The organism is Sphingobium terrigena (assembly GCF_003591655.1).
GTDB classification, from domain to species: domain Bacteria; phylum Pseudomonadota; class Alphaproteobacteria; order Sphingomonadales; family Sphingomonadaceae; genus Sphingobium; species Sphingobium terrigena.
The window spans coordinates 25,515-52,488 of record NZ_QVRA01000027.1 but is presented as its reverse complement, the minus strand read 5'-3'; the positions used below and the strand labels follow the sequence as shown (position 1 = coordinate 52,488).

At 62.0% G+C, this 26,974-nt stretch carries 27 protein-coding genes; 6 read left to right on the top strand and 21 right to left on the bottom strand.

Annotated elements, in window-relative coordinates; translation table 11 throughout:
- Window positions 1-119 precede the first annotated feature (119 nt).
- The 13 genes from D0Z70_RS20340 to D0Z70_RS20280 all read right to left on the bottom strand — a co-directional run bounded on the left by D0Z70_RS20340 (window position 120) and on the right by D0Z70_RS20280 (window position 12,171).
- Entirely contained in the window at window positions 120-1,286 is a 1,167-nt protein-coding gene (locus tag D0Z70_RS20340) for an NAD(P)/FAD-dependent oxidoreductase (protein ID WP_119749637.1), read from the bottom strand.
- Between the two features lie 20 nt (window positions 1,287-1,306).
- Window positions 1,307-2,419, bottom strand: coding sequence for an S-(hydroxymethyl)glutathione dehydrogenase/class III alcohol dehydrogenase (locus tag D0Z70_RS20335; RefSeq protein WP_119749634.1), 1,113 nt, complete (start codon window positions 2,417-2,419; stop codon window positions 1,307-1,309).
- Window positions 2,420-2,452: 33 nt separating this feature from the next.
- A complete protein-coding gene (locus D0Z70_RS20330; RefSeq protein ID WP_119749632.1) occupies window positions 2,453-3,457 on the bottom strand; it encodes a bile acid:sodium symporter family protein in 1,005 nt (334 codons plus the stop codon).
- Window positions 3,458-3,461: 4 nt separating this feature from the next.
- Window positions 3,462-3,794 carry a hydroxyisourate hydrolase gene (gene uraH, locus D0Z70_RS20325; RefSeq protein ID WP_119749630.1) on the bottom strand — a complete coding sequence of 111 codons (333 nt, stop codon included), beginning with the start codon at window positions 3,792-3,794 and terminating at the stop codon, window positions 3,462-3,464.
- Window positions 3,791-5,206, bottom strand: a complete 1,416-nt coding sequence (locus tag D0Z70_RS20320; protein ID WP_119749628.1) for an FAD/NAD(P)-binding protein — start codon at window positions 5,204-5,206, stop codon at window positions 3,791-3,793. Before D0Z70_RS20320 ends, uraH begins: the two co-directional genes overlap by 4 nt.
- Window positions 5,203-5,670, bottom strand: coding sequence for a 2-oxo-4-hydroxy-4-carboxy-5-ureidoimidazoline decarboxylase (uraD, locus tag D0Z70_RS20315; protein WP_119749626.1), 468 nt, complete (start codon window positions 5,668-5,670; stop codon window positions 5,203-5,205). Before uraD ends, D0Z70_RS20320 begins: the two co-directional genes overlap by 4 nt.
- The gene (gene hpxZ, locus D0Z70_RS20310; RefSeq protein WP_119749655.1) at window positions 5,670-6,050 is read right to left on the bottom strand and encodes an oxalurate catabolism protein HpxZ; all 381 of its coding nucleotides are present in this window, start codon (window positions 6,048-6,050) and stop codon (window positions 5,670-5,672) included. Before hpxZ ends, uraD begins: the two co-directional genes overlap by 1 nt.
- A gap of 8 nt (window positions 6,051-6,058) precedes the next feature.
- On the bottom strand, window positions 6,059-6,940 hold the full coding sequence (puuE, locus tag D0Z70_RS20305; protein WP_119749624.1) for an allantoinase PuuE: 882 nt from the start codon (window positions 6,938-6,940) through the stop codon (window positions 6,059-6,061).
- A complete protein-coding gene (locus D0Z70_RS20300) occupies window positions 6,937-8,124 on the bottom strand; it encodes a pyridoxal-phosphate-dependent aminotransferase family protein (protein ID WP_119749653.1) in 1,188 nt (395 codons plus the stop codon). The genes puuE and D0Z70_RS20300 overlap by 4 nt, the downstream gene beginning before the upstream one ends.
- Window positions 8,125-8,161: 37 nt before the next feature.
- Window positions 8,162-9,427 carry an allantoate amidohydrolase gene (locus tag D0Z70_RS20295; RefSeq protein ID WP_338054926.1) on the bottom strand — a complete coding sequence of 422 codons (1,266 nt, stop codon included), beginning with the start codon at window positions 9,425-9,427 and terminating at the stop codon, window positions 8,162-8,164.
- Window positions 9,406-10,773 (bottom strand): AtzE family amidohydrolase, encoded by a 1,368-nt coding sequence (locus tag D0Z70_RS20290; RefSeq protein ID WP_119749620.1) that lies wholly within the window; start codon window positions 10,771-10,773, stop codon window positions 9,406-9,408. Before D0Z70_RS20290 ends, D0Z70_RS20295 begins: the two co-directional genes overlap by 22 nt.
- Window positions 10,770-10,949 carry a hypothetical protein gene (locus D0Z70_RS20285; protein ID WP_119749618.1) on the bottom strand — a complete coding sequence of 60 codons (180 nt, stop codon included), beginning with the start codon at window positions 10,947-10,949 and terminating at the stop codon, window positions 10,770-10,772. Before D0Z70_RS20285 ends, D0Z70_RS20290 begins: the two co-directional genes overlap by 4 nt.
- 103 nt (window positions 10,950-11,052) lie before the next feature.
- Window positions 11,053-12,171 carry an isopenicillin N synthase family dioxygenase gene (locus D0Z70_RS20280; protein ID WP_239019053.1) on the bottom strand — a complete coding sequence of 373 codons (1,119 nt, stop codon included), beginning with the start codon at window positions 12,169-12,171 and terminating at the stop codon, window positions 11,053-11,055.
- A 6-nt stretch (window positions 12,172-12,177) separates the two neighbouring features.
- Between D0Z70_RS20280 and D0Z70_RS20275 the strand changes: the two genes are divergently transcribed.
- Complete coding sequence (locus tag D0Z70_RS20275) at window positions 12,178-13,077, top strand: LysR family transcriptional regulator (RefSeq protein ID WP_239019052.1); 900 nt, start codon at window positions 12,178-12,180, stop codon at window positions 13,075-13,077.
- An 86-nt stretch (window positions 13,078-13,163) separates the two neighbouring features.
- Here the strand turns inward: D0Z70_RS20275 and D0Z70_RS20270 are convergent, their stop codons facing one another.
- The 6 genes from D0Z70_RS20270 to D0Z70_RS20245 are packed head-to-tail and all read right to left on the bottom strand — an operon-like array spanning window position 13,164 to window position 20,278.
- On the bottom strand, window positions 13,164-14,243 hold the full coding sequence (locus tag D0Z70_RS20270; RefSeq protein ID WP_220475676.1) for an aromatic ring-hydroxylating oxygenase subunit alpha: 1,080 nt from the start codon (window positions 14,241-14,243) through the stop codon (window positions 13,164-13,166).
- On the bottom strand, window positions 14,240-14,632 hold the full coding sequence (locus tag D0Z70_RS20265) for a VOC family protein (protein WP_119749612.1): 393 nt from the start codon (window positions 14,630-14,632) through the stop codon (window positions 14,240-14,242). The genes D0Z70_RS20270 and D0Z70_RS20265 overlap by 4 nt, the downstream gene beginning before the upstream one ends.
- 10 nt (window positions 14,633-14,642) lie before the next feature.
- Entirely contained in the window at window positions 14,643-15,626 is a 984-nt protein-coding gene (locus tag D0Z70_RS20260; protein ID WP_119749610.1) for an isopenicillin N synthase family dioxygenase, read from the bottom strand.
- A gap of 23 nt (window positions 15,627-15,649) precedes the next feature.
- Window positions 15,650-16,675, bottom strand: a complete 1,026-nt coding sequence (locus D0Z70_RS20255) for an isopenicillin N synthase family dioxygenase (protein ID WP_119749608.1) — start codon at window positions 16,673-16,675, stop codon at window positions 15,650-15,652.
- On the bottom strand, window positions 16,672-18,066 hold the full coding sequence (locus D0Z70_RS20250; protein ID WP_119749606.1) for a nucleobase:cation symporter-2 family protein: 1,395 nt from the start codon (window positions 18,064-18,066) through the stop codon (window positions 16,672-16,674). The genes D0Z70_RS20255 and D0Z70_RS20250 overlap by 4 nt, the downstream gene beginning before the upstream one ends.
- Window positions 18,056-20,278, bottom strand: coding sequence for a TonB-dependent receptor (locus D0Z70_RS20245; RefSeq protein ID WP_182914054.1), 2,223 nt, complete (start codon window positions 20,276-20,278; stop codon window positions 18,056-18,058). The genes D0Z70_RS20250 and D0Z70_RS20245 overlap by 11 nt, the downstream gene beginning before the upstream one ends.
- A 228-nt stretch (window positions 20,279-20,506) precedes the next feature.
- Here D0Z70_RS20245 and D0Z70_RS20240 point away from each other — a divergent pair, with 228 nt between their 5' ends.
- Together D0Z70_RS20240 and D0Z70_RS20235 are read left to right on the top strand one after the other, a co-directional pair.
- On the top strand, window positions 20,507-21,418 hold the full coding sequence (locus D0Z70_RS20240) for a LysR family transcriptional regulator (RefSeq protein WP_119749602.1): 912 nt from the start codon (window positions 20,507-20,509) through the stop codon (window positions 21,416-21,418).
- Window positions 21,419-21,481: 63 nt separating this feature from the next.
- Window positions 21,482-22,039, top strand: a complete 558-nt coding sequence (locus D0Z70_RS20235) for a TetR/AcrR family transcriptional regulator (protein WP_147418804.1) — start codon at window positions 21,482-21,484, stop codon at window positions 22,037-22,039.
- Here the strand turns inward: D0Z70_RS20235 and D0Z70_RS20230 are convergent.
- Both D0Z70_RS20230 and D0Z70_RS20225 read right to left on the bottom strand, forming a co-directional pair.
- Entirely contained in the window at window positions 22,033-23,646 is a 1,614-nt protein-coding gene (locus D0Z70_RS20230) for a gamma-glutamyltransferase family protein (protein ID WP_275402229.1), read from the bottom strand. The two genes, D0Z70_RS20235 and D0Z70_RS20230, sit on opposite strands and share 7 nt — an antisense overlap.
- 141 nt (window positions 23,647-23,787) lie before the next feature.
- On the bottom strand, window positions 23,788-24,330 hold the full coding sequence (locus D0Z70_RS20225) for a phosphoribosyltransferase (RefSeq protein ID WP_119749598.1): 543 nt from the start codon (window positions 24,328-24,330) through the stop codon (window positions 23,788-23,790).
- Between the two features lie 247 nt (window positions 24,331-24,577).
- Here D0Z70_RS20225 and D0Z70_RS20220 point away from each other — a divergent pair, with 247 nt between their 5' ends.
- The 3 genes from D0Z70_RS20220 to D0Z70_RS20210 all read left to right on the top strand — a co-directional run bounded on the left by D0Z70_RS20220 (window position 24,578) and on the right by D0Z70_RS20210 (window position 26,972).
- The gene (locus D0Z70_RS20220; RefSeq protein ID WP_119749596.1) at window positions 24,578-25,561 is read left to right on the top strand and encodes an isopenicillin N synthase family dioxygenase; all 984 of its coding nucleotides are present in this window, start codon (window positions 24,578-24,580) and stop codon (window positions 25,559-25,561) included.
- A 96-nt stretch (window positions 25,562-25,657) separates the two neighbouring features.
- Entirely contained in the window at window positions 25,658-26,605 is a 948-nt protein-coding gene (locus tag D0Z70_RS20215) for a LysR family transcriptional regulator (RefSeq protein ID WP_119749594.1), read from the top strand.
- Window positions 26,606-26,693: 88 nt separating this feature from the next.
- On the top strand, window positions 26,694-26,972 hold the full coding sequence (locus D0Z70_RS20210; protein WP_119749592.1) for an FAD-dependent oxidoreductase: 279 nt from the start codon (window positions 26,694-26,696) through the stop codon (window positions 26,970-26,972).
- Window positions 26,973-26,974: the final 2 nt, after the last annotated feature.

The window sequence follows — 26,974 nt, the reverse complement described above, 5'->3', positions numbered from 1 at the left end:
AACGCCAAGCCCGATATCCCCCTGATCGAGGCAAGGCTGGAAGCGCTTGCGAAAAAATGGGCGCCACGGACACGCCGAAAAGCCTGACAGGCCGCGTCAACGCCACCTTCCGTCGGCGCTTACACCAGACGCTTGCCCTGCACATAATCGCGCGTTGCGTTGACGCAATCCAAGGCGATGACGGTGCCGGCCTTGAGGTAAATCACACTGAAGCGGCGGGATGCTGGATCGCCCCTGAGAATAGCTTCGTCATGGCCGATCGAAAGCCCGACGGTCTGCAGCTTGAGATCGAACTGATTCGACCAGAACCAGGGCGTAGCCGCATAGGAGGCAGGCATGCCAATAATCGCCTGAGCCACGGTTTTCGCCATGTCGTTGGCGTTCTGGACGGATTCTATGCGCAGCCGGACGCCGCCGGCAAATTTGCTGACATGCGCAGCGCAATCTCCAATCGCGAATATGTCGGAGAGGCTGCTTCGGCACTGATCGTCGACATCGATATTTGCGCCACCCTGCGCGCCTGCTCCGATGAGGGGCGCCACCGAAGGGACGATCCCAATCCCGACGATCACCATATCGGTCGGGATCACCTCACCCCCCGCAAGTTCGACACTGCAGACCCGGCCGTCTTGACCGTGCAATGCAGTGACCTCAGCATTGACCCGCAGGTCGACGCCTTGGCGACGATGTTCGGCCTCATAAAAAGCGGAAATCTGTTCGCCAGCGACACGCGCGAGAACGCGAGGGCAGGCCTCGACGAGCGTTACCTGGCAACCAAGCTTGGTGAGGACTGCGGCCGCTTCGAGCCCCACATAGCCGCCACCAACAACAACCACCTGCCAAGCTCCGGCCGACAAGTCGGTCTTTATCCGGTCAACATCCGACCTATGCCGGACAGTATGGACACCCTCCAGACTATGACCCCGACAATTTAGGGTTCGGGCCTCGCCGCCCGTGGCCCAGACCAGCTGTCCATAGGAGACCGCCCGACCGTCCTTCAGGTGAACAACATGGGCATCTGCATCGACCGCGACCACCTCGGCCCCAAGACAAAGCTCAATTTGCTTCTCGGCCCAGCTTTGCCGTGGACGAATGTACAGCCGCTCGAAATCCTTTTCCCCGGCGAGATAATCCTTGCTGAGCGGCGGACGTTCATAGGGTGGCTCTTCGTCGCGACCGATCATCAGGATCGAGCCCTCGAAACCAAGCTGCCGCAGGGAGAGGGCAGCCTGCGCACCACCGTGGCCCGCGCCGACGATGACGACATCGCCATGATCTAAAGACATGCGCCCCTCCCCGCCGGAAATCAGAAGACGACGACCGAGCGGATGCTCTTGCCGGCGTGCATGAGATCGAATGCGGTGTTGATCTCCTCCAGGCCCATGACGTGGGTGATCATCGGATCGATTTCGATCTTGCCTGTCATGTACATGTCGACGATCTTGGGCACGTCGGTGCGGCCCTTGGCGCCGCCGAAGGCCGTGCCGCGCCAGTTGCGGCCGGTCACGAGCTGGAAGGGGCGCGTCTCGATGGTCTTGCCCGCCTCGGCCACGCCGATGATGATCGAGGTGCCCCAGCCGCGATGGCAGGCTTCGAGCGCGGTGCGCATCACTTCGGTGTTGCCGGTCGCGTCGAACGTATAGTCCGCGCCGCCGTCGGTCAGCGCGACGATTGCCGCAACCGTCTCCTCGCGGCTCATGCCCTTGGAGTTGAGGAAGTCGGTCATGCCGAACTTGCGGCCCCACTCCTCGCGATCGGGATTGATGTCCACGCCGACGATCTTGTTGGCGCCGGCAAGGCGCGCGCCCTGGATCACGTTGAGACCGATGCCGCCCAGGCCGAAGATCACGACATTATCGCCGACCTGCACCTTGGCGGTGTTGATCACCGCGCCGACGCCGGTGGTCACGCCGCAGCCAATATAGCAGCTGGTCTTGAACGGCGCGTCCTCGCGGATCTTGGCGACCGCGATCTCGGGCAGGACGGTGAAGTTGGAGAAGGTCGAGCAGCCCATATAATGGAAGATCGGCTGGCCCTTGTAGCTGAAGCGGGTCGTGCCGTCCGGCATCAGGCCCTTGCCCTGCGTGGCGCGGATGGCGGTGCACAGGTTCGTCTTGCCCGAGAGGCAGGACTTACACTGGCGGCATTCCGGCGTGTAGAGCGGAATGACATGGTCGCCCGGCACCACCGAGGTGACGCCCGCGCCGACCTCGCGCACGATGCCGGCGCCTTCATGGCCCAGCACGCTCGGGAAGATGCCCTCGCTGTCCAGACCGTCGAGCGTATAGGCATCGGTGTGGCAGATGCCGGTCGCCATGATCTCGACCAGAACCTCGCCGGCCTTGGGCCCTTCCAGGTCCAGCTCGACGATCTCAAGCGGCTTCTTCGCCTCGAACGCAACGGCGGCGCGTGTCTTCATAATATCACTCCAAGAAAGAAATCATTCGCGAATTCAGGCGGCTGCGATCCCGCTGTCGTCGGGCAACGGAGCGTGTGCCGCTGGCGGCTCCTCTCCCAGACGCCGTGCAAGAACGGCACAGATGATCAGCTGGATCTGGTGAAACAGCATGAGCGGCAGGATCACCAAACCGACCGTCGCGGCCGGAAACAAGACCCCGGCCATAGGTACGCCCGAGGCCAGGCTCTTTTTTGACCCGCAGAAGAGCAGGACGATCCGATCCTCGCGCTTGAAGCCCAGCCACTTCCCGATGTTCCAGGCCAGCACCAAGACAATCGCAAGCTGCGTCAGCGAGAGCGCGCCCAGAGCGAGGAGATCGCTGCCATTCACCATGGTCCAGATCCCGTTGAGGACGGCGGCGCCGAAGGCGCTGTAGACGACGAGCAGGATCGAGCCGCGATCGACCACGGTCACGAGCGGCTTGTGCCGGGCGACAAAGCCCCCAATCACGGGACGCAGAACATGACCTGCGATGAACGGGAGCAGCAATTGAAGAATGATCGTTCTGGCGGCATCCCAGGAAATGCCGGCAGGACCATCCGCATGGATCAACAAGGCAACCAGAAGCGGCGTCAGGAAGATGCCGACTAGGTTCGAGAAGGATGCGCTGCACACAGCCGCCGCCACATTGCCCCGCGCCATCGCCGTGAAGGCGATCGAGGACTGCACGGTTGAAGGCAGGACGGCGAGGAAAAGGATGCCGGTCCGGAGCGAACCATCGAACAGCGGCAGCTGCGCGAAGGCAAGACCAATCAGCGGAAACAGGCCGAAGGTCAGTCCGAGCCCGGCGAGATGCAGGGGCCAGTGCCTGGCGCCATCGATGATCGCCTGACGGGAGAGTTTCGCGCCATGCAGGAAAAAGAGGAGCACGATCGCGGCATTGGCGACGATCGAAACCACGTCGCGCCATTGCCCCTGCGCTGGCAAAAAGCTCGCCAAGGCGACGGTGGCCAGGAGCATCAGGATGAAGGGTTCGAAAAATGACAGCAAAGCCTTCATTCGCTCAGCTCCCCCGATAGGTCGAGTAGGCATAAGGCGAGACGAGGAGCGGCACGTGGTAATGTGCGCCTGCATCGGCGATCCCGAAGTCGATCGTGACATGATCGAGAAAGGGCGGGTTCGGCAGCTCAACACCACGAGAGACGAAATAATCAGCGACCTCGAAGGTCAGGGAGAAGAGCCCGACGCCTGCCGCCGTCGCCCTGAGATCGGGGCAGCGTCCATCCTGGTCGGTCAGACCCTCGAAGAGGACGAGATTGCCCTTTTTCAGCCGGACCCGAAGTCCTGCCGCCGGCGTGCCGTGCATCGTGTCGAGGATGTGCGTGGACAAGGTCATGCCGCCACCTGCGCATTCTGACCGCAGGCGTTAAACTCGGGCTCGTCATAAGCGAGATAGGCGGACACCACCTCATCCTGTCGATCGAGGAAGAGCTGATCGCATACGCCTGCCACGAGGCGCGGCAGGGCCTGCTTCAGACCGGACAAGGCCGAGGCCGACAGACCGAGGCTGATCAGACCGGAATAGTTGAAAGCGAAGAGTCCATGGAGCGTGGCCTGATCCTGCGGGTCCTTTGCTAGGAACTGGAAGGCCGGTCCCAGATAGGGATGATCATCGACGAGCGCATTGCGCTCGGAGGCGGGCGCCGAAATCCGGTCCGACCAGCGCGCGATCTTCCCGGCGAATTGCCGCAGTTCGGGCCGCAATTCCGGGTCGGTGACTAGACCGGTCGACAGGATCAGATAGTCGAAGGTCTGCAGCCCTTTGGGCGTCGTGACCGTCACGCCCCCATCGGATGCTTCGACATTGAGCCAGGGGCTGCCGAGATGAAGCTCAAAGCCCGGGGACGCCAGCGCCCGCTGGAACGTGTCATTGGTCGGTGGCTGGTTGCGATCGAAAAAGCTCACCATCATCCGATATTTGACCGGGTCGGGGAGCGCCGGGAATCTCGGGATCAGGCCCGAGGCTTCCATGAACCGGATCGGGTTCACGGTTGGAAGCGACGCACGCCGAACGAAGACATGGACTTCGCCGACACCCGCGCCGAGCGCGAACTGGGCATTGTCGAACGCAGAGGCCCCACCGCCGAGGATGCCGACCTTCTTGCCGCGCAGCGCGCCAAAATCGATCATTTCCGAGGTGTGCGCGTAGCGCGATTTGGGAACCGCATCGACGATCATCGCCGGCGTGTGCCACTGCCCGCCCCCCTGAATTCCGGTCGCAAGGACGATCTTGCGCGCCAGTAGCATATCGCCATCGGCCAGACGCAGTCGGAACAATCCGCCATCAGCGCGCTCGATCAGGTCGAGGCGCGCCTCGTTCCTGACCGGCAAGCCCAATATATCCCGATACCAGCGCAGATAATCCATCCAGTCGCGCCGGGGGATCTTGTCGATCGCATCCCAGCCATCGCTCCCGTGCATCGCTTCCCAATAGGCGCGGAAGGTCAGCGACGGCACGCCATAGTCGATGGCCGTCAGCTGTTTGGGGGTGCGCAATGTCACCATCCGGGCATAGGTATCCCAAGGCCCCTCGAAGCCGGCCGGGTTCTCGTCGATCACGAGGATATTGGAGACGCGTTCCCGCAAGAGACCGAACGCGGCTCCGAGCCCGCTCTGGCCCCCGCCCACGATCACCACATCATAGACATGTCCATCCGCATGGCGAGCCGGCGGCAACCAATCCGGGCCGCCGTAATTCAAGCACTGCAAATCATGCCGGACGCGCGCGTTGTGAAGCTCCAGGGTCATGGCAGATCCTTCAGGCGCAAGCGAACGATCTCGCCGATTTCCGTGATGGCCGTCTGCAGTTCGGTGTCCCGCTCGTTGTTGAGGCGCTGTTCCATCGCCGCGAGGATGCCTGCCTTGTCGGTCCGCCGAACGCAGATGATGAAGGGGAAGCCGAACCTGTCCTGATAGGCTGCATTGAGTTGATGAAACCGGTCGAACTCCGCCTGCGTGAGGCTGTCCAGTCCCGCTGAGGCCTGCTCGGCCGCGGATGCGGCGGTCAATTCACGCGCGACAGCCGCCTTGCCGGCGAGTTCAGGGTGCGCGCGAACGAGCGCGAGGCGTTCGTCTCCCGTCGCGGTCTCGACGACTCTCATCAGATCGCCATGAAGGTCATCGGTGCGAGGCCGATCGGCGGCACGCTCCACCACCCAGGGCGAATGTTCGAACAGCGCGCCATAGCGATGAATGAAGGCCGACCGCTCCATCAGTGGGTGCTCCCCTCAAGGCTGACATGTGCGGAGACGACCTTCCAGCCATCGGCGAACCGGACCCAGCTCTGGGTCTGCCGGCCACGTCGATCGCTGTTCTCGCGAAAAAACTCGGCGTCGGCGGTGGCGAAGCTGTCGCCATAGACTGTGATCGAGACCTTACCGAGGGTTCGCTGCGGTGATCCGCCCCGCCCCTTGCGAAAGTCCCTGATCTCTTCAATGCCGTAGAGAACCTCGCCAACGCCGTATCGATTGGTCGTCGGTGCGTCGTGGAAGAGCCGATCCATGGCGGGAACATCGTCCGTCATGAGGGCGCGCTCATAGTCGTAAAAGGCCGCCGTGACCTCCGCGAGACGGTCGGGTTGATCGATTTCGATCTGGGCACTCATGCCGGAAACTCCTTCATCCAGTGGCGTGCGATATCGATCCGACGGGCGATCCAGGCATCGCTCGTCGACAGGACATGATCGAGGAAGCGAGCGACGGCCCGAGCACGCGCCGGCTTGCCGGCGATCCGACCGTGAAGGCCGACCGACATCATCCGGCCGCCTTCCTCGCGGAGCTGTTCGAACGTGTCGCGCAGATATCGGAAGAACGCCTCGCCTTCGCTGAACCCATTATACGCGACGAACTTCATATCGTTGACGTCGAGCGTGTAAGGCACGATCAGCTGAGCCCGGCCATGCTGCCGATCCCAGTAGGGAAGGTCGTCGGCATAGCTGTCAGCGTCGTAGAGGAAGCCCCCTTCCTCAGCGACGAGACGGGCGGTGTTGGGAGAGGTACGGCCCTGATACCATCCGAGCGGACGGCTGCCGGTGAGAGTGGTGTGCAACGCGATCGCCTCAGCGATATGGGCGCGTTCGACCTCCTCCGTCACGGTCTGATAATCGATCCAGCGCAGGCCGTGGCTGGCAATTTCCCAATCAGCCGAAAGCATCGCCTCCACGGCTTGCGGATTGATCGCCAGTGCCTGCGCAACGCCGAACACCGTCAGCGGGATACCCCGCTCGGTGAAGATCCGATGCAGCCGCCAGAAGCCAGCGCGGCTGCCATATTCGTAGAGGCTTTCCATCGCCATCGCACGGTCCGGATGGCTGGCGGCACCAACCATTTCCGAAAGGAAGCTCTCAGAGCCCTTATCCCCATTGAGAACGCTGTTTTCGGCGCCTTCTTCATAGTTGATCACGAACTGAACCGCGACCCGCGCGCCGGCTGGCCAATTTGGGTCAGGCGGCGTCTGCCCATAACCGACAAGGTCGCGGCTCATTGGGAGGCCTCCCAAGCCGCGAGGGCGGCAGTGACACCTTCTCCTGCAGGAAGCCGCAGGCCTTCGCCCATGAGCACGGCCTCCAGGGCGGCTAGCGTGAGCAGAACCTTATGCTTGCGGGCGTTGTAGCCCATCGCGCCGATCCGCCAGACTTTTCCTGCCAGCGGGCCGAAGGCCGTTCCGATCTCGATCTCGAAATGCTCGCGCATCTTGCGCCGGACCGTTTCACCATCGATGCCATCGGGGATATGCACGGCCGTTACATTGGTCATGCGGTGGCGGTCGTCTCCGAACAGGCTCAGACCCATAGCGCGCAGGCCAGCCGTCATCGCGCCTCCGGCCGCCCGATGCCGCGCGTAGCGGGCGTCGAGACCTTCAGCGAGCATGATCCGCGCGCATTCACGGGCTCCGTAGAGCATCGTCGTCGCCTCGGTATGATGATTGAGACGCTTGTCCGACCAGTAATCCATGATCATGGCGAGATCGAAGTAATTTGAGCCGATCAGCGGCCCTTCCCCGTCCTCGATATCGTCACGGCGAATGCCCTGTTCGACATGTTTACGACGCTGGATATAAGCGGCGGCGCGCTGCGAAATGGTGATCGGCGCCGAGCCGGACGGGCCGCCCAGACATTTCTGAAGGCCGCCACTCACTACGTCGACGCCCCAGCGATCAGTCGCGATTTCCATCCCGCCGATCGTCGCGGTCGCGTCCACATAGGAAAGGGCACCGGCACGCGCGCACAAGTCGCCAAAGCCATCAAGCGGCTGGGCCATCGTCGTGGATGTATCGCCGTGGATCGAGGCGACGAGTGCTGGACCGGTCCGCTGGATGGCCGCCTCGATCGCGTCGAGCGGCACGGTTTCTCCCCACGGCGCCTCGACCGTTTCGATCTTTGCCCCGATCCGCTGCAGAATCTCCGAGAGCAAAAGCCCGAAGCGCCCGAAATTGACAACCAGAACCGTGTCGCCGGGCGCGACCAGAGATACCAGCGCCGCTTCGATACCGGCACGCGCTGTCCCGTCGACGAGCAAAGTCCACTGGTTCTCTGTCCCAAAGATTGGGCGATAGAGTGCCATGACCTCGTTCATATAGCTGGTCATCTCAGGATCGAACTGGCCCAGGAGATCCGCCGACATGGCGCGCAGCACACGGGGATGAGCGTTGACCGGGCCCGGCCCCATGAGCAGACGCTGGGGCGGATCGATTTCGCCGAACTGTTCAATCACGGAAATTATCCCCCAGTTTCTCGATAAACCTGATCATGACCTGCCGGGCGTCTTCGACGTCGTCCGCCTTGACCTGCTCGGCCGGATTGTGACTGATGCCGCCATCGCATCGGATGAAGAGCATGGCGGTGCGCCCGAGCGCCGCCATGATCATCGCGTCATGCCCCGCGCCAGAAACAAGCCGGTCGCAAGGCACCGCCAGGTCCAGCGCCGCGCTGGCGAGCAGGTCGGTCCAGTCCGGATCGCAAGGACTTGCCGCGAGATCCTGCAGCGCCTCGCGAGACAAGGCGACGTCGCGCGACCGGGCGACCGCAGCAAATGCGGCCATGATCTCCTGCGCGACCGCATCACGTCGGTCGTTGGTCGGTGCCCGCACATCCAGCGTGAAGCGCACCTCGCCAGGCACGACGTTCGGAGCGCCCGGCCTCACCTCGAGCTGACCAACGGTCGCAACAACGCCGTCCCCATGATTGACGGCAAGACTCTCGGCGGCGAGCAGCATGGCGGCGGCCGCCGCCAGCGCGTCGCGGCGGAGCCGCATCGAATTGGTGCCGGCATGTCCAGCCCGACCGCGGACCGTGAATTTATAGCGCAGCTGCGCCGCGATGCCGGTCACAACGCCGACAGGAAGGTTCGCGGCCTCAAGGGCCGGCCCCTGCTCGATATGAGCCTCGAGATAGCCCAAAATGCCGGAGGATCGCGCATCCGCGAACCGGGCGCTGCTCAGCTCTCGAAGCGGATAGGTTTTGAGGGCCGTGTCGAGACTGACGCCCGCAGCATCCTCGATCGCCAGCATGGCGGGATCGAGCGAGCCCGCGACGGCCCTGCTGGTCAACATGGCCGCCGGAAAGCGCGAGCCCTCTTCGTCGCCGAAGGCATAAACCTCGATTGGAAAGGGCAGTCGAACCTGCCGTTCGCGCAAATCATCGACGCATTCGATGCCGAGCATGATGCCAAGCGGACCATCATAGCGCCCGGCATCACGCACGCTGTCGAGATGACTGGCGATCACAAGCGGCGGGCCAGCCTCTTGCCCTTCATAACGACCAATCATGTTTCCGGCAGCATCGATCCGTACGGTCATGCCCGCCTGCTCCATCCAGGCAGATAACTGGCGCTGGGCAGCGACATAGGCCGGGGACAGATAGGATCGGAACAGGCCTTCAGCCATGTCGCTATAAGGGGCTTTCCCCAGCTGATCGCAGCGCGCGACCGCCCTCTCCCCGCCGGACAACATCACGCCTCCGGAACCGGGCAAGGCCGTGAGGCCAGGATGCCTCGATCTTCGAGCCAGGCTGCAGCTTGCAAAAGCACGCGCTCATTCCACGGCGCCGCGATCAGCTGCACCCCGATAGGCATGCCGGGTAGGTCGACCGGCGATGCCAGGGCCGGCAAGCCGACGAAACTGACCGGCTGGGTATAGATGCCGAGATTGGCACGAACAGGCACCTCGACGCCGTCGATCTCGATCGTGGCCTCTCCGATGCGAGGCGCGCTGCACGGCGTGGCAGGCGCGATGAGCAGGTCAAAATCCCGAAAGAGCCGGTCGACCTCCTGAATCATGCTGCGCCGCACCCGACGGACCTGCTGACCGAGATGGGCAGGCATGAGCGCGCCTGCCAGCAGGCGATCGCGTACCGCCGGATCGAAACTTGCCGCCTGGCGGCTCAACCGGGAGAAATGGAAACTAGCACCCTCGATCGCCGTCATGCAGAAGGCGGACGAGCGCGCGACCTCAGCGCCAGCCCAGTTTGCGGATCGCAGATTTGCGAACGCAGTGGCGACTTTTTCCACTGCCGCCAATGCGTCGGTGGTGGCGCCCTGTCTGAACCAGCCGTCGAGCAAGCCGACTTTGAATGTTCGGCCGATGCTGCGATCCAGCGTTCCGGCGAGATCGGAGGGGCGATCAACGCAGGCGGGATCAAATGGATCGGAACCCTGCAGCACATCGTAGACGAGCGCGATGTCGTCGACACAGCGCGCGAAGGGACCGATATGGTCGAGGCTCGCGACAAACGGAAAGGTCCCCGCACGCGACAGTCGGCCGAATGTCGGTTTCAGGCCGAAAATGCCGCAGAGCGACGCCGGGACTCGAATGGACCCGTTGGTATCCGAACCGAGAGAGATCGGCACCATGCCTGCGGCGACGGCGGCGGCCGACCCGCCCGAAGAGCCGCCGGCGATCCGGGTCGGATCATGCGGATTGCGCGTCGGACCTAGATGATGGTTTTCGGTACTGAAGCCGTACGCATATTCGTCCATATTGGCGAGCCCGACCAGGACGGCGCCGGCCGCCTTGAGCCGGGCGACGGCCGTCGCGTCGGCGCCGGCCGGTGCATGCTCGGCATTGAGGATCGACCCCGCCATGGTTGTGCGGCCGGCAATATCGAACAGATCCTTCGCGACGAACGGAACGCCGGCCAGAACCTGGCCGCAAGGCGCGAGGTCGACCGTCTGAGCCGCCTCTCGTGCCTCGTCCGCGAACACGGCCGTCAGGCAATTAAGACCCTCGTCTGCCGACGTGCAGCCGAGGGACTGCTCCAGCCAGGCCGCAGCCGTGCGCGCGCCTGAATTGACAGCTTCAATGTCGCTGCGCAGCGTCATGGGATGAGCAGCTCTGCAGGATCGAGGTCGACGGGGTCAGCCTGGTCGACGATCGCTGCGTGGCGCCGTAGTAGATTGAGATTGGTGAGCACCCCCGCGGCGAAGGGCGTGGGAATATCGATGCCGACCCCCTTGGCGAGGGCCTTCATCTCTTCAAGTTGCTGCGCGTCCGTCATGGCCGTTCCTTCAAGGAGAGACGCGAACCTGACGACGAACCGCTGCGCGCGGAAAGATCAATTTTTCGGCAACCGTGATGCCGATTTGCGATCAGGACACGCATTAGGCGTAGGTCCGGGCATACATTTGGCGGATATGGGCATCGACGGTCGTCGACGGATATTTCGGATCCTCGCCAGCGACCCTGCAGGTCGGCAGGCATTCAATCCGATAATCATGATTTCCCGAGAAGAAAAATGGCACGGAGTATCGCTCGCGCCCTGATCCATTGATCACCCGATGGAGAGTCGAACGGTATTGGTCGTTGGTCCACCGCCCCATCAGGTCTCCGAGATTGACGATGAACGCATTGGGGATTGGCGGCGCGTCGATCCAGGTCTGCGATCCATTGTCCCAAACCTGCAGTCCGCCGATTTCGTCCTGCATCAGGATCGTGATCCCGCCAAAATCCGTGTGCGCACCGCACCCCTTCTCGCCCGGCGCGGTCACAGCCGGCTGCGGGGGATAATGCAGCAGCCTGAGGGTCGCGAGCGGATCGCACTCGAACTCCGAAAAGTGATCGCCAGGCAAATCGAGGGACAAAGCGAGCCCTCTGAGGAGGACGGAGGCGAGCGCGCTCATCTCGGAGAAATAGCGCTCCATGACGGCGCGGAAGTCGGGCAAGGGCTCCGGCCAGACATTTTGCCCGACATTGATGAGGCGCGCGGCGCGCGGATCATCGTCGCTGACCTCCGCACCAATATAATAGCCTTCTTTCAGGTCGGGCGGTGTGCCGGGTTCCAGGGTCTGCCCACGCAACATCTCATAGCCGCGATTGGCTCGTGACTGGCGCTTGTCGACCTTCAGCTTCTCGGCCTCGGAAAGGGAGAAGAAGGCTTCGGACTGTTGAAAGACGGCTCGTCGCAGATCCGCGGAAATGCCATGGCCAACGCAGTAGAAGAAGCCCTTGTCCAGACAGGCTGACCGGATCGCGGCGACCGCGCCCGTCGCATCGCGCATCGAGCCGCACAGCAGCGGCTCTACATCGACGATGGGCAGGCTGATTGCTGAGGTCGTCATCGCGTCTGCACTCCCTGGTTCCGACGACGCGGGAATGGCGCAGGCAGACGAGCTCAAAAAGCGCAGAGTTTCGCCTGGGGTGATGCCGAGAAGAGGACATTGACCTCGTCGGCAATTTGAGGCCATCTCGCGAATATGAGCAGCAGAGCCCGTCGAATCCACGCGCCGATGATCGTCTATTTCGACGCGATCCGACGGGCAGGCTCTGTTCGCGAGGCGGCCAGAAGGCTCAATATCGCGTCTTCGGCTGTGAACCGCCAGTTGCTCAAACTTGAAGAAGAACTGGGAACGCCGCTGTTCGAGCGACTTCCGAGCGGGCTCAAGCTCACCCATGCCGGCTCGACCTTCGCCCGCCATGCGATCGAGGTGCTCCAGGATGCCGAGCGCGTTCGGTCTGAGCTCGAGGCGCTGCAGGGCCTGCGGACCGGCCATGTGGAAATCGCCGCCGTCGAGGGCCTGAGTTCGGATCTCATTCCGAATGTGCTGGCCAAGGCCCGCGAACGCTTCCCGCGCGTCACGATCGGCATCAACGTGATGGGATCGGGAGCGATTCCTCAGGCGCTGGTGTCCGGCGACGTCGATCTGGGCGTGGCCTTCAGTCTCGACCGAAGCTCGGATCTGCAACAGCTATCGGTCGCGTCCTTCCATCTTGGCGCAGTCGTGCCGCCGGACCATCCCCTCGCGACGAACAAGGCGCTTTCGGTCTCAGCCTGCCTCAGCCACAATCTGATCCTTCCGAAGTCCGAACTTTCCATCCGTCAGCAGCTCGCAAAGGCCTATGCCAAGCTGCCAGTACCCGCCATCGAGACAAGCTCGGTCGAGCTGGCGAAGCAATTGACGCTGCGCGGGCTCGGGGTGGCTTTTCAGACCAGGATCGGGATCGAACGCGAACTGGCGCATGGTCAGCTTGTCCATGTTCCGATCAAGAAGCCTATGCCGCTCCGATCCGATCTGGGCGTATATGTGCGCGCCGCTCGCAACCCGCCGGTCGCGGTTCATGCTCTCGCCGACATCATCGCTGCGGAAATCGGGCTGCATGCCGCGCGTGAGGGGGATACTGCCTTCTAAACGAAAGCGGACGACGACCTATGGGCCGCCGTCCGCCCTCCTGCGAACAGCCTCGTTCCGAGCTGCCTGAATTGGCGATCCGGGCGTTAGCCCGTCAGACCGAGCTCCTTCAGTGCCTTGCGATAGGCGACCGAAGAGCGATCGGCGGCGAAGTGAGCCTCATCGTCCACGCCCAGAGGAAGATCCTCGGGCGACTGTGCCTCGACGATGGCCTGGTCCTCCGCGAAGATTTGAGCATTGAACGCGTAAACATCATCGAGCGAGCCGGTCTTGTCAAAATTGCGCACCAACGGCACGTACAGCGTGCATTCGTGGGCCGAGACAGGCGTCGCGATATTCATGATCCGAAGAACGCCATCGTCGGGAAAATCAACCCGCAGAAACGCTGTGAAGGGCGGATGGATATCGAACACGCGGCGCCACATGAACCCTTCGGGCTCGAGATGCTGCAGCCCCTTCGGAAAGTTGCTGACGTTGCTGATATACTCGCTTTGGACGCCATAATCCGTCTTGCGCGTCTTGTAGAGCGGCACGACGCTGTTGTCCCGATCGGCAAAGGCTTCGTGATGGACCCAGGCGAAATGGGCCACATCGATGAAGCCTTCGACCTGCCGGCCTGGTGCGGCGTTCATACTGACCGGCGGACAGAGAATGGGCTGGAAGGCGGGATCCGTCCATTCCGGAAAATCCGGAATAACGGCGATGCCATCCTCGGAATCGAGGCAGGTCCAGACCAGACCATAGCGTTCCACCACCGGCAGCACCGTCGCCCGGAAGCGATCGCCCGGAACCACGTTCGGCTGCGCTGGAATCCGGGTGCAGCGGCCATCTGTCGCGAACCGAAGCCCATGATAGGCGCACACGAGCTCATTGCCTTCCACCCAGCCCATGCTGAGCGGCACGCCGCGATGAGGACAGAGATCGCGCGCGACATGGAGGCCCTGCTCGGTTCGATAGACGACCAGCTTCACGTCGAGCAGCCGGGTTCCGACCGGCTTGTCGCCTATGTCCTGCACCCGCGCGACGGCGAACCACCGTCGTGCAAGGACTTCCCAGTCGCCATCGGGATAGGTGCATCCTCTTGGCCGGGTGATCCGGAGGTGCCGCGGCGCCGTCACATCGATCCGATCGACGCGGGCCTCGGCTATGGGCGTCGCCAAAGTCACGCCGGCGCCCCCGGATAGTTGACCCGGAAGCAATTGCCGTCGGGATCCCGGAGCACAGACTGGTACCAGCCATAATAGGTCTCGAACGGCTCCTTCACGATCGACGCACCGAGTTCGACGGCCTTTGTCGAATAGGCATCGACTTCGTCCTTGTTCTCGACGTTGAAGGTCTGCATCACCCGATCGCCAGGCCCTTCCTGGGGCGTGAGCCCGAGGAGATCAAACGCACCGGGACCGCTGAAACCAAGCGATGCGCTTCCGGTTGTGAAGCCGCGAAAGATGGGAGACCGGCTTTCCACGATCTCGGTGAAGCCGAACAGCGCACTGTAGAATTCGGCCAGACGATCGATGTCGGCGGTGAAGATATTCGTATAGGCAAGCGCTACCATAGTCAGTTCCTCAAGCGGCGAGGCCGTAAGTTTTGCGATACATGTCGGCGATATGGCCGCCGACGGTGGTTGCGGGATATTTGGGCTCGGCGCCGTCTTCGAGGAGCGTGGGTGCGCAGCGGACCTCGTAGAAATAGCTCGGGTCGAAGAAGGTCGGGACCGAGAAGCGGTCGCGGCCGCTATGATTGTTGAGCACCCGGTGCATATTGGCGTGATAGAGGCCGTTGGAGAGGACGCGGACCATCTCGCCCAGATTGATGACGAAGGTCCCGGGGATGGGCGGCGCGGCGATCCATTCTCCAGCGGCATTCTCGACCTCGAGCCCGCCAATGTCGTCCTGGAGCAGGATGGTGATCATGCCCCAGTCGGTATGAGCGCCTGCGCCCATCTGGTTGAAGGCTGCATCCTCGGGCTGCGGGCCATAGCGCAGCAACCGGCTGTTGAAGAGCGGTTCCTCGAGGCCTTCGTCGAAGAAATCCTCCGGAAGGTCGAGCGACAGCGCCAGCAGGGCCATCAGATGGCGACCGACCCGGAACATCTCATCCACATAGGCTTCATAGCGCTGCTTGAAGTCCGCGGGTCGGTCCGGCCACTGGTTCGGTCCGCAGTTCGGAATGCCCTGCTGGACATAGGGATGGGTCTCGTCGAGATCACAGCCGATCAGAAAGCCTTCCTTGAGATCGGGCGGAGATCCGTCATCGAGCGTTTGCAGGCCTGGCGTTTCATAACCCCGCGTGCAGGCCGAGTTTCGCGCATCCGTCTTCAGCTTTTCCTCCAGCGGAAGACTGAAGAATTCGCGCGCAAGTTCGAGTTGCTGGTCCATCAGCGACTGCGCAACCCCATGGTTCTTGATATAGAAGAAGCCGGTGTCGCGGGCCGTCTTGTGGATTTCCCAGGCCACGGCCTTCCGCGCAGCCGCATCCTCGGAAAAGCTGGGCGCCAGATCGATCACCGGAATCGAATCGGCCGGTTTTGCAGGCGTGTAGACGATCATGCCATGTCTCCAGCGAGAGGCCGTCAGGCCGCCTCGTTCTCCTTGAATTTCGGGGTGTCGTTCATCTGGTTCATCTTCATCTCCAGATGGTCGATCGACGTGGTGCGGGCGTATTTCGGCGCCGTCTCGGTGCAGGTCGGGATGCACTCGATGACCGCATCATAATTGGGCTGGTGGAAGAAGACCAAGGACTGGCGACGGCTTCCGATCCCCTGATCGCGCGGCGGATTGATCACGCGATGCATGGTCGAAACCCACTCGTCATTGGTCCACTGGGCCATCAGATCACCAAGGTTGATGATGAAGGCGCCCGGCACGATCGGAACCGGCTCCCACCGCCCATCGGATGTCTGGACCTGCAAACCGCCAGGCTTATCCTCGGTCTTGAGGATGGTCAGCCCACCATAATCGGTGTGTGCGCCGGCGCGCAGCTGACCCGCTTCGAGCTCTTCGGGCTGATCGGGATAATTGCTGATCACCATGTTGGTGATGTGCTTGTCGATCTTGTCGGCGAACCAGTCTGGCGGCAGTTTGAGCGCGCGCGCACAGAGCTCCATGAGCAGCTCCGCCAGCTTCTCCATCTCATGATAATAAGCGACCAGCGCCGGCTTGAAGCCGGGCACATCGGCGTCGGGCCAGATATTGGGGTGAAAGATCCGCTTCGCCGTCTCCGACGTGAAATAGGGATCGGTCTCGTCAATATCGAAGCGGCCGATATTATAATATTCGCGGTGATCCGGCTTGGCTTCTTCCTCGCCGATCGTGCTCGCCAGATTGCCGGTCTCGATCCCGAAATAGCCCCGGTAGATGGCCGGATCCGGCGAGCGATAGCGGGCCTTTCCGTCGGGCGAGAGATCGAAGATCTTGCGGCTTTCGTCCGAGACATTCTCGATCACGTCCATCGGGACCCCATGACCGGACACCACGAGGAAGCCGATGCTCCGGGCGGCTGCGCCGACCTGTTCCGCGACGGCCTCCTTCGCTGCCTCATCACCCGTCCGCGCGGGCGTGAGATCAATGATCGGAACTACGCTGCCATCGAATTTCATGCTAGTCTCCTGTCGTCACCGGCGATGGTCACCGGGAGCACGGCGTGACTCACGCCGCCTGTCTGGTTTGAAATCTGCGTCCGATCCCGGCCATTGCGCAACAGCAGGTTGAGCGCGATCGCCGTGACGATCCCGAGCAGGACGCCGCTGTGGGTGAACGGGCTCAGCGCGGCTGGCAATTGGGCAAAGAACTTGTCGGACAGTGTCGGAATGAGGCCCACTGACAGGCTGATCGCCACGATGAGGAGCTCCTCCCTCGATTTGTCGAGCCCGGCCGCGGCGAGCGACCTGATGCCGGTTGCCGAAACCATGCCGAAAAGGACGAGGGCAGCTCCGCCGAGGACCGAGGGTGGCATCGCCGCGACGATCGCCGACAATTTGGGAAGCGCAGCCAGGGCAATCATGAAGAGGGCCGCGCCCGCACAGACGAAGCGGCTGCGTACGCCGGTCAGGCTGACGAGCGCGATATTCTGGGCATAGGATGTGTAAGGGAAGCTGTTGAACAGACCGCCGACCACAGCGCCCATGCAGTCCGCACGCAGGCCGCGCGACAGATCGCGCGCCGTCAGGGGCCGCCCGACAATGTCACCGAGCATGGTGAGCATCCCGCTCGATTCGACCAGCGTGACCATCAGCACGACCATCATCGACGCGATCGCGGCAGGGTCGAAAATCGGCATTCCGAAGTGGAAGGGCGTGACCAGTTCGATTCCCGAAGCCGACTGTACGTCCGCGAAATTGACATCGCCCATGGCCGCCGCGACGCCATAGCCGAACATCATGCCGATAAGAATGGCACAGTTTGACAGGAACGGACTGCCGAAGCGCGTGACAAGGAGGATGGTCGCGATGGTTAGGGCCGCAAGGCCGAGATGCCGAAGCGATCCATAATCGGCGGCACCGGTGCCTCCGGCCGCCCAGTCAATCGCTACACCGATCAGGGAAAGTCCGATCAGCAGCATGGCCGTGCCCGTTACGGTGGGCGTCAGCACACCGCGCAACCGGCCGATCAACGGGACGAAGAGCAGAACCATCAAGCCCGCAGCGATCGCGGCGCCATAGACGCCGCGCAAGCCCAGGTCGGGCTGGCTCGCAATGGCAATCGCCGGCATGACCCCGACGAAGGTTACGCCCATGATCACAGGGAGGCGCGCGCCGACCGGACCAATGCCGAGGCACTGGATGAGGGTCACCAGTCCGCAGGCGAACAGATCGGCGCTCACCAGGAAGGCCGTGTCGGCTGCGGACAGGTGGAGAGATGATGCGATCAGCAACGGAACCGTGATCGCACCGGCATACATTGTCAGAACATGCTGGAAAGCCAGCGCGCTCAGACGCGGAAGCGGCGGTACGGCGTCAACCGACTGCTGATCGATCAGCTCAGAACTCATATTTGATCGACCCGATGACCTGGCGAGGCGGAATGTACATGTCGCTGGTCGTGAAGCTGCCGAACGGATTGGAATAGCGCGATGCGATCCCGTCCTCGTCGAACAGATTGGTCGCGGTCAGTGCGAGCGTGAACCGCGAATTGGCCGGCTTCAGCGTGATGTTCGCATTGACCTGCGTATAGTGCGGCACGATGTCGCGCGCGCCATCGTTGAAGATGCGGTACTGGAACTTGCCGCGATAGATAACTTCGGCATGGGTGCGGAGCGACCCGAAGGATCCCAGCTGAAGCATATGGGTCGCGCCGATCGTTCCCTGCCATTTCGGCAGTTTCGGCGGCTTGTTACCATTGGTGTTTCGTACCTGCGTTGCGCGCAGATTGATCGTGTAGGCATCGAATGGACCAAAGCCGAGCGCAGCCGCGTCGAGCGTGGCCTGATGCGCGCGGGACGGATCCAGCGTGATATAGTCGCCGATCAGCTCGCCATCGAGATAAGTCACATTGCCGTCGAAGGTCAGCGACGGCGTGACCTGCACGCTGCCTTCTGCCTCGGCGCCCCAGATACGGGTCTTTGGCACATTTGCGACGCCGCCCTGATAGGGAACCGGGTCTTCCATCTGATATTGCAGATTGCGATAGTCATAGAAGAAGGCAGCCGCATTCAACGTCGCCTTGCCGCCGAAGAAACGGTTCTTCGAACCGAGCTCATAGGCCCAGACCTTTTCCGATTCATAGGTCAGCGGGACCAGCAGAGGCGTGCTGTTGTTGCTGACGCCGCCGGGTTTGAAGCCGCGAGACACGCTCGCATAGAGCATGTTTGTATTCGTAACCTGGAAGTCGATCTCCGCCTTGCCGGTCAGCGCATTTTCGCTCGTCGATGCGTAGACGGTGGGTGCATAGATGTTGAACAGCGTGCTGTTGCTGCTGTCGAACTTATCATGATTGTACCGCAGGCCGAGGGTGGCGCTGACCCGGTCGGTCAGTTCATATTTGGCCTGCGCAAAGCCTGCATAGCTGTACCGCTTCTGGCTCGAATTGAGCGCGTAATTCAGATTGTACGGGAAGTTCGCGAAGGTCAGCGGGAGGGTCAGATTATAGGTCGGATTTTGATCCGTGCCGACATATTCGAGAATGTCCTGCCCCAGCTTCTGATACAGGAAATAGGCACCCAGAATGTAGCTGAGCCGGCTGTTCCCGTTCGAACTAAGATTGAACTCCTGGCTGATCGCGTTGACGCTGTTATTCCAGTAGGGCTGATTATCATAATAGCCCAAGGTCTTGTAGTCGAGGCGATCGACGTCGATCTGATTATAGTTGCGAGTCCGCTGATAGGACGTCAGCGATTTGAGGGTGGCAAAGCCAAAATCGTAGCGCAGATCTGCATAAGTCAGGAAAAATTTGAGCCGATACTGGTTCGGATAGTCCTGCGAAATGCGACGCGGATCGGGATCGGGATCATTGACGTTCTTCTGCGCCGCGCCATGTTCATCCGCCTCGAAATACTGGGCCGTCAGCTGCGCGGAGAAATTGTCCGTCGGCGTCCAGAGCAGCGTGGCCTTGCCCGAAATACGGTCAGCGTCATCGAGACCGTAGGGTGCGCCCAAACCGGTCTGCTGCGCGTAGCCGTCCCGCTTGTAGCGCTGGATCGCGCCGCGGATGGCGAGCGTGTCGCTGATCGGCACGTTGAGCGTGCCGGTCGCCCGCACGAAATTATAATTGCCGAGCTCGACCTCGCCCGATCCTTCGACATCCGTCGTGGTCGGCTTGACCGTGATCGCGTTCAGGATGCCGCCGGTCGCAGCCTGACCGAACACCGTTCCCTGAGGTCCGCGCAGAACCTCAAGCCGCTGCAGATCGAGGAAATCCTGCTGCAGGGCATAGGGGCTGGCGATGTAGACGCCATCAACGTGGAAGGATGTGCCCGGCTGTGCGCTCAGATTGTCGGAGGCCTCGTAGCCGATACCGCGGATCGAAACGACGCGCACGAAACTGCCACTGTTGGCGACGGTCAGGCCTGGCACGAAGCCGTTCATGTCGATGAGCTGGTTGATGTTCGACTGATCGAGCGCGGCCGGCGACAGCGCAGTGATTGCGAGCGGTGCCTTCTGCAGCGTCGTCTCGCGCTTTTCGGCAGTCACCACGATCTCGCCCGTATCTTCCGCGTCGGCGGGCGAAGCCTGCTCCGCTTCGTCAGCGAGCTCGGCATGCGCCACCCCATGAACAGTCATTGCAATCGCCATTGCGGCGCCAACCAGAAGTCGTGTTCGAACCAAACCAACGCGCATCAAATGTCCCCTTCCGAGAGGCGCCGTCCCGGCCAGCCTCGGTTATGTTCCATCCCCGTGTTTTGTAATTTCGAGCTTTCTTGCATTGATCCCTGTCCACATCCATCGCAGATTACAGCATAGGTTGTTCGCAGAATCAGGACAGAAAGGTTAACCATGCTCATCGGCCGCGCAGCGATCTATTTCGACGAAGTCGCCCGCAAAGGTGGGCTCCGGCGGGCGGCCGACGTGCTCCATATTGCGCCCTCCGCCGTCGACCGGCAGATCATCCAGCTTGAGGAAGAGGTCGGCGCCAAGCTTTTCGAGCGCACGCCCACCGGCATGCGACTCACAGCGGCCGGGGAACTTCTCATCGATGGCGTGCGGCGCTGGCGTCGCGATTTTCAGCGCATCCGCTCGGAGATCGACAATCTGGTCGGGCTACGCCGCGGCAAGGTCGCAATCGGCCTCGTCGAAGGAGCGATCGAATTCGTGACCTCGGTCATTGCCGATTTTCGGACGCTTTATCCGGCGATCGAGGTCCGCCTCGACGTGCACGGCGCTCAAGCAGTGGTCGACCAGGTTCTGGCAGGAGAGATTGACGTCGGCGTTACCTTCAATCCGCCCAATAACCCGACAATCCGGATCGAGCGGACGATGATCTATCGGCTCGGACTGATCGTTCGCCCCGATCACCCTCTCGCGGATCGAACGGAAATCAAGCTGCACGAGGCCGCGACTCTTCCCTTGGTTATGCCGAGCGACTCCTTGTCGCTGCGCCGGGTCCTCGAAGTGGCCTGGTCGAAACATGTCGGTGGCGCGCCACGGGCGATCGCCGAAGCCAACAGCATCAGCGTGATGAAGGCGCTCGTCGCGCGGGGTGTCGGTCCCGGATGGCTCACTGCGTTCGATGCGCTGAGCGAGATAGATGCAGGGACGCTCGTTTTCGTCCCACTTGCCGACGAGAGGATCGAATTGTCTACATTGTCGATCATCTGCGCGTCCGGCCGGACCTTGTCCGTTCCCGCGTCTTTGCTGATGCAGAATTTCGCGACAGCGATGGATCGGCGCGACGTCCCGGTCGTGTGATCCCCTGCCCTCTTTACAAGACCCACGCCATTTCCGTACGATCGTATGGAAATGGAGTTATTCATGGGACGACCAAAGGAACTCAGCCGCGACCGACTCCTGGAAGCCGCGCAGTCGATCATCGCGCAATCAAGTCCGGCGACGTTGAGCTTCGGAATTCTGGCAGCGGTTGCCAACGTACCAAAGTCCAGTGTCCAGGCGATCTTCCGCAGCAAGCAGGAGTTGTTGGATGCCCTGCTCGACCGCGCGAGCGATGCTGAACGATCGCGGTTCGAAGCACGCGCCGGCCCTGACGCAAGCATCGCGGCAAAGGTCCGCGCGCATATCGCCATCACGGCATCAGAGGACGCACAAGCTCAATCTAGGATCGCGGCGCTTCTGGCTGGCATGGCTGGTGCGGGCGACCGTAGCGAGGTGGCGACGCAATGGTGCTCTGAACGCGTTGGTGATCTCTCGGCGAGCACCGGGGAAGAGGCCCGTCTTCGTCTGGCATTCCTCGCCTCGGAAGGGCTTTTCTTCCTGCGGCATGTCCTGCAATTCCCGGTGAGTGATACGCTCTGGCGTGAGATCTTCGGCGACATCGAGGCCATGACCGGCGAGGCTGGACTCCCCCCTCAGTAGCTCGCCACGGCTCCGTCCGACCGGGGATCTGTCGCGCCCTCGATCAACCCGTCGGGGTGGCGAACGACTGCACCGGCGTGGCCCATGGTCGCGGTCATCGGCTCGACCATCTCAACATCGTGACCGGCAGCACGGAGCTGCTCGACAAGCTTCGGATCGAAGCGGCTTTCCAATTTGAGCGTGGTGCTTTGCTCACCCCAGGTCCGTCCAAGGAGCCATCTGGGCCGGTCGATCGCGTCCTGAAGTGCAACGCCGTGCCAGGCATATCGGCTAAAAAGTGCCGCCTGCGTTTGCGGCTGCCCCTCTCCGCCCATGGTTCCATAGGCCATTACTCGGCCATCCTCGAACATTGCCAGGGCGGGGTTCAAGGTATGAAAGGGCTTCCGTCTAGGCTTGAGAGCATTGGGGCCATCCGACGTCAGCGTGAAGCTGGCTCCGCGATTCTGCCAGGTGATACCGGTGTCCGGAAGCACGACCCCCGACCCGAACTCAAAATAAGTCGACTGGATGCAGCTCACCACCTGCCCGCGACTGTCTGCTGCGCCGAACCAAGTCGTGTCCCCATGTGCAGACGGTCGCGGCCATCGAAGGGCACGATCGGGGTCGATCGCATCGATCATCGCCTGCAGTCCAGCCTGGTCATCGAGGAGGGCCTGCGGTGAAACCGGCATATAGGCTGGGTCGCCCACGAACTGGTCGCGCACGAGAAAGGCCTGCTTGGTCGCCTCAATAAGACCGTGAAGATGCTGGAACGTCTCGGCGTCCGCCTTCGGGAGGCGATCGTAGAGCGCAAGAATCAGCAGCGACGCCAGGCCTTGGGTCGGGGGCGTAGTATTGAACAGGGTTGCGCCGCTAACCTGAATCTGCAGCGGCTTCGGCTCCGAGGCACTGTGCCGCTGGAGGTCTTCAAGCTTGAGCGGGCTACCCAGTCTGTGAAGATCGGACGCGATGCGCTGACCCAAATCCCCACGATAGAAACTGTCCAGTCCGTCATGGGCGAGCTGGCGCAAGGTTTTCGCCAGGGCTGGTTGCCTCAGCTGCTCATGCTGGCGCAGGGGCCGGCCAGAGGGTTCGAAGATGCTTGCATAGGCACCAGGCTGGATCGACAGCTCGGCGTGTTTCGCCATCGCGATCGCAGCCCCTCCCTGGGTGATCCCGACGCCGTTCTGAGCAAGGTCGATCGCGTCGCGCAGAAGGCGTCCCAGGCTCAATGTGCCCTCGTCGCCTTCAAGCGCCCGCTGCCAGCCCGAAATAGTACCGGCCACCGTATTGGCGGCCATTGGGCCGCGCCACGGAATCGCGGAAAGCCCATCATAAAAGGCCAGGTCAGCGGCAGAGGCCGCCGCCCCGCAGGCATCGATCGCGTGGATGGACCCATCCGGATCATGGATGAGCCAGAAGCCATCGCCGCCAATGCCGGTCATGTGTGGATACACGACCGCAAGGGTGGCCGCGATCGCCACACAGGCTTCCACCGCTGTACCGCCATCCCTGAGGACATCCAGTCCGGCCTGCGAAGCCAGACTATGGGGTGCTGTCGCGATCCCTCCATAGCCCTGCTGTGTTGCGTGAGCCTCTGGCACTGCCAACTTGTGCGGACGCATCATGCGCTTTCCCTCAAACTCATCGTCCCCAGTCTCCGCCGCCTATCGAGCGCTTAAGCTGCACGATGTTGCGCGATGCCCTAAGAATAATTTGAGGAGCGAGGTGATGCCGAAAAGTGAGCGGCTTGTCCGGCTCGGTAAAAACTAGATCTGAGGAGCAAGGCCGAGCCTGTCCGGATCCTCCTGAGCGTCTTCAAGCCAGGCGTCTCGCGTCGCCACGGCGCCCCAAGGAAAGATGAACCAGTCCTTCTCGGTGGATCGATCGATGGTCTGCGCGGAAAAATCGACCCTCTCCCGCGAGCTGGCATTGTCGATCAGGACGGCGAACCGGACGTTGTCAGCAGACCCTTGATCGACCACGACGCTGCGCAGATAGGACAGTGTCTTGCCGCTATCGTTGATATCGTCGACGAACAGATAGCGTTCACCGCGGTTCGCGCAGCCCGCGATGTGAACCAGCAGTGCTTCCGCGAACTCGTGCACCTTTGAGGAGTGATCGACCGACAGCAATGGCAATCCGGTGCGGTGGGACAAGTAGGTGCCCGGCACCAGACCGCCACGCCCGATCCCGACAATGAAGTCCGGCCTCCATCTCGAAGCCTCAAGCTGCTGGGCGATCGACTCGATATCCTCGAGGAAACGCTCATAGCTGATCCGTTTGAATTGGATTGCGTTGCTGTCAGTCATCCCGGCCTGCCCATGGTGATGATGAAAGCATCGCCCCTTACCGATCTGGAAAACCGGATGCAATCACGCCCTGAGCTGACTGGGTCACGGGCGGCTTTGACGCCGCCAGGCGCCCTGTTCGCATTTTGCGAGCAGAGGGCGCTCTATTCTGCAATGGATCGGATCAGCATTATCTGAAACCAAGGCCGGAACCGAAAAGGAGGGCGTCAGGATCATTTCAGTCGTGGCGCCTTTGTGGAGATCCGCCATGATCATCTATACGCCGCCAAAGCCAGCCGATACCATTCCTGTGATCGATCTGGCACCCAGTTTTTCCAAGGATATCGACGCTCGGAAGGCTGTGGCCTGGGAAATCCACAAGACGGCGCGCGATACCGGCTTCTTCTACATCTGCAATCACGGAGTTCCGGCCGACCTGGTTGAAGGCCAGCTGGCACTGGCCAGAGAGTTCTTCGCGTTGCCCTTGGCTGAGAAGGTGGCTCTCGACGCGCGCAAGTCGCCCTGCTTGCGAGGCTATGAAGCGCCGGGCCTTCAAACCCTCGATGACGGATCGCCGCCCGATCTCAAGGAGGGCTTCCAGATTGGCTGCGACCTGGCCCCCGACCACCCTCATGTTCTGGCCGGCGTTCCGAATTGTGGTGCAAATGTCTGGCCGAACGGCCGTCCCGAATTCCGCCAACGCTACGAAGCCTATGTGGACGAAATGTTTCGGGTCGGTCGCCATCTGATGGCCCTGCTGGCGCTGTCGCTCGATCTGCCGGAGGATTTCTTCGCCGAAGGCCTCGAGGAACCGCTCTTCAACAGCCGGTTGCTGCGCTATGGCCCGCAGCCCGAGGATGCAGCCTTCAACCAGATGGGCGCCGGCGCTCATACCGACTGGGGCATGATCACCATCCTGCTCCAGGACGACATTGGCGGGCTCGAGGTCGAGAATGCCGCTGGAGAATGGATCGCCGCGCCGCCCATTCCCGGGACCTTCGTCATCAATCTGGGCGAGATGGTCCGCGTCCTCTCCAACGGCCTCTATCACGCCAATATGCACCGGGTGCTCAACAATCATAGCGGCCGCGACCGCTTCTCGGTCCCGACCTTCTTCGACCCGAGCTATTTCTACGAGGTCCGCTGCGCACCTACGCTCCTCGAAGACGGCGCCGAGCCCAAATATCCCGCAACCACCGTCGGCGGCCATATCGCCGACATGTACCGCAAAACTTATGGCCTCGCCGCCTGATGGCGCAGGGGCGAGCGGCGATCTGTCCATTGCGTCACCCGCGTCAACGCGCTGGTCAGGGTGTCCATCCCTGCTTCATCGGGAGCTGACCGGCGGATGTCTCAGAGCTTTGTCCATGTTCATCTCGTTGCCTTGCGCTACTTTGCCGAGACGGTGCGCGCCGGCTCGATGCGCCAAGCTTCCGAAGCCCTTTCGACAGCGCCTTCCGCGGTCAATCGTCAGATCCTCAAACTTGAGGAACAATTGCAGGTGCGGCTGTTCGACCGCGTTGCAGGCGGCGTGAAGCTCACCTCGGCTGGCGAGGTTCTCTACGGCTATATTCAGACGCTCGAACGCAATCTCGAAACAGCGATCGACCATATGGACGACATGCGGGCGCTCCGCCGGGGGCATGTCCGTATCGCTTGCGAAGACGGTATCGGCCGCGACTTCGTAACGCGACAGCTTGTCGAATTCGCAGCCAGGTACCGGAACGTCACCTACTCGATCAGTGTTCACGGCGCGTCGGTCATTCTCGATCTGATCGCAGCGGGCGAGGTGGATGTGGGACTGACCATGGGCCCTCCGATGCGCCGCGACATTCGCCTGATGGGCGCCGCTGCTGTGCCAATGGGCGTCGTCATGCCGCGCGACCATCCCTTTGCCGGAAAGTCGTCGATGACGCTCGTCGATCTTGCCGGGGAACGCATGATTTTAGGCGGTGCTGGCTATGGCGGAGCGAGCGAGATCAATCGACATATGACCGAGGGAAGCCGGCACCGTCCCTTCATCGAATCCAGTTCGTCGGACAATGTCCTGTCGCTGGTGCTGGCAGGTCTTGGCCTCGCGGTTCGCAGCCCCGTCGGCCTGCTAACCGAACTCGGGCGTGACGCTCTCGCTTTCGTTCCGCTTGCCGGTCCGAAGGTCCCGGAAGTGAAGCTTTGCATCTGGACGCATTTAACGCGCAGCCCTTCGATTGCCGGCTCTGTCCTCACTCAGACGATGGTCCAGGCACTCAAGCCGTTCGCTGAAACCCTCGATCGCTGGCGCCACCCTGTCCCCTAAATCGCAACATTTCGCCTTCCATTCGGCGCTATGCGCCCCTGCCTCAGTCTCTAGGGTCGGGCCCAACGACATTGGAGATGGCAGACAAATGCTCACCGATATGGACGATGCGGCCGGCCGGCTTGAAGCTCTCACCGCGCAAGTTCACCACGACCTTTCCACGATGGTCTTCGCGACCAAGCCTTGGGTCTTTCCACTCTCTCACGAGGGTCAGGTCATGCCCGATGTAGTCATCATCGGAGCCGGTCAAAGCGGGCTGGCGGCCGCGTTCGAACTGAAGCGTCGGGGCGTAACCAACGTGGTCATCCTCGATGCCAGCCGGGAAGGCTTTGAAGGCGTCTGGGTGTTGATTGCCACTGAGAACTGACC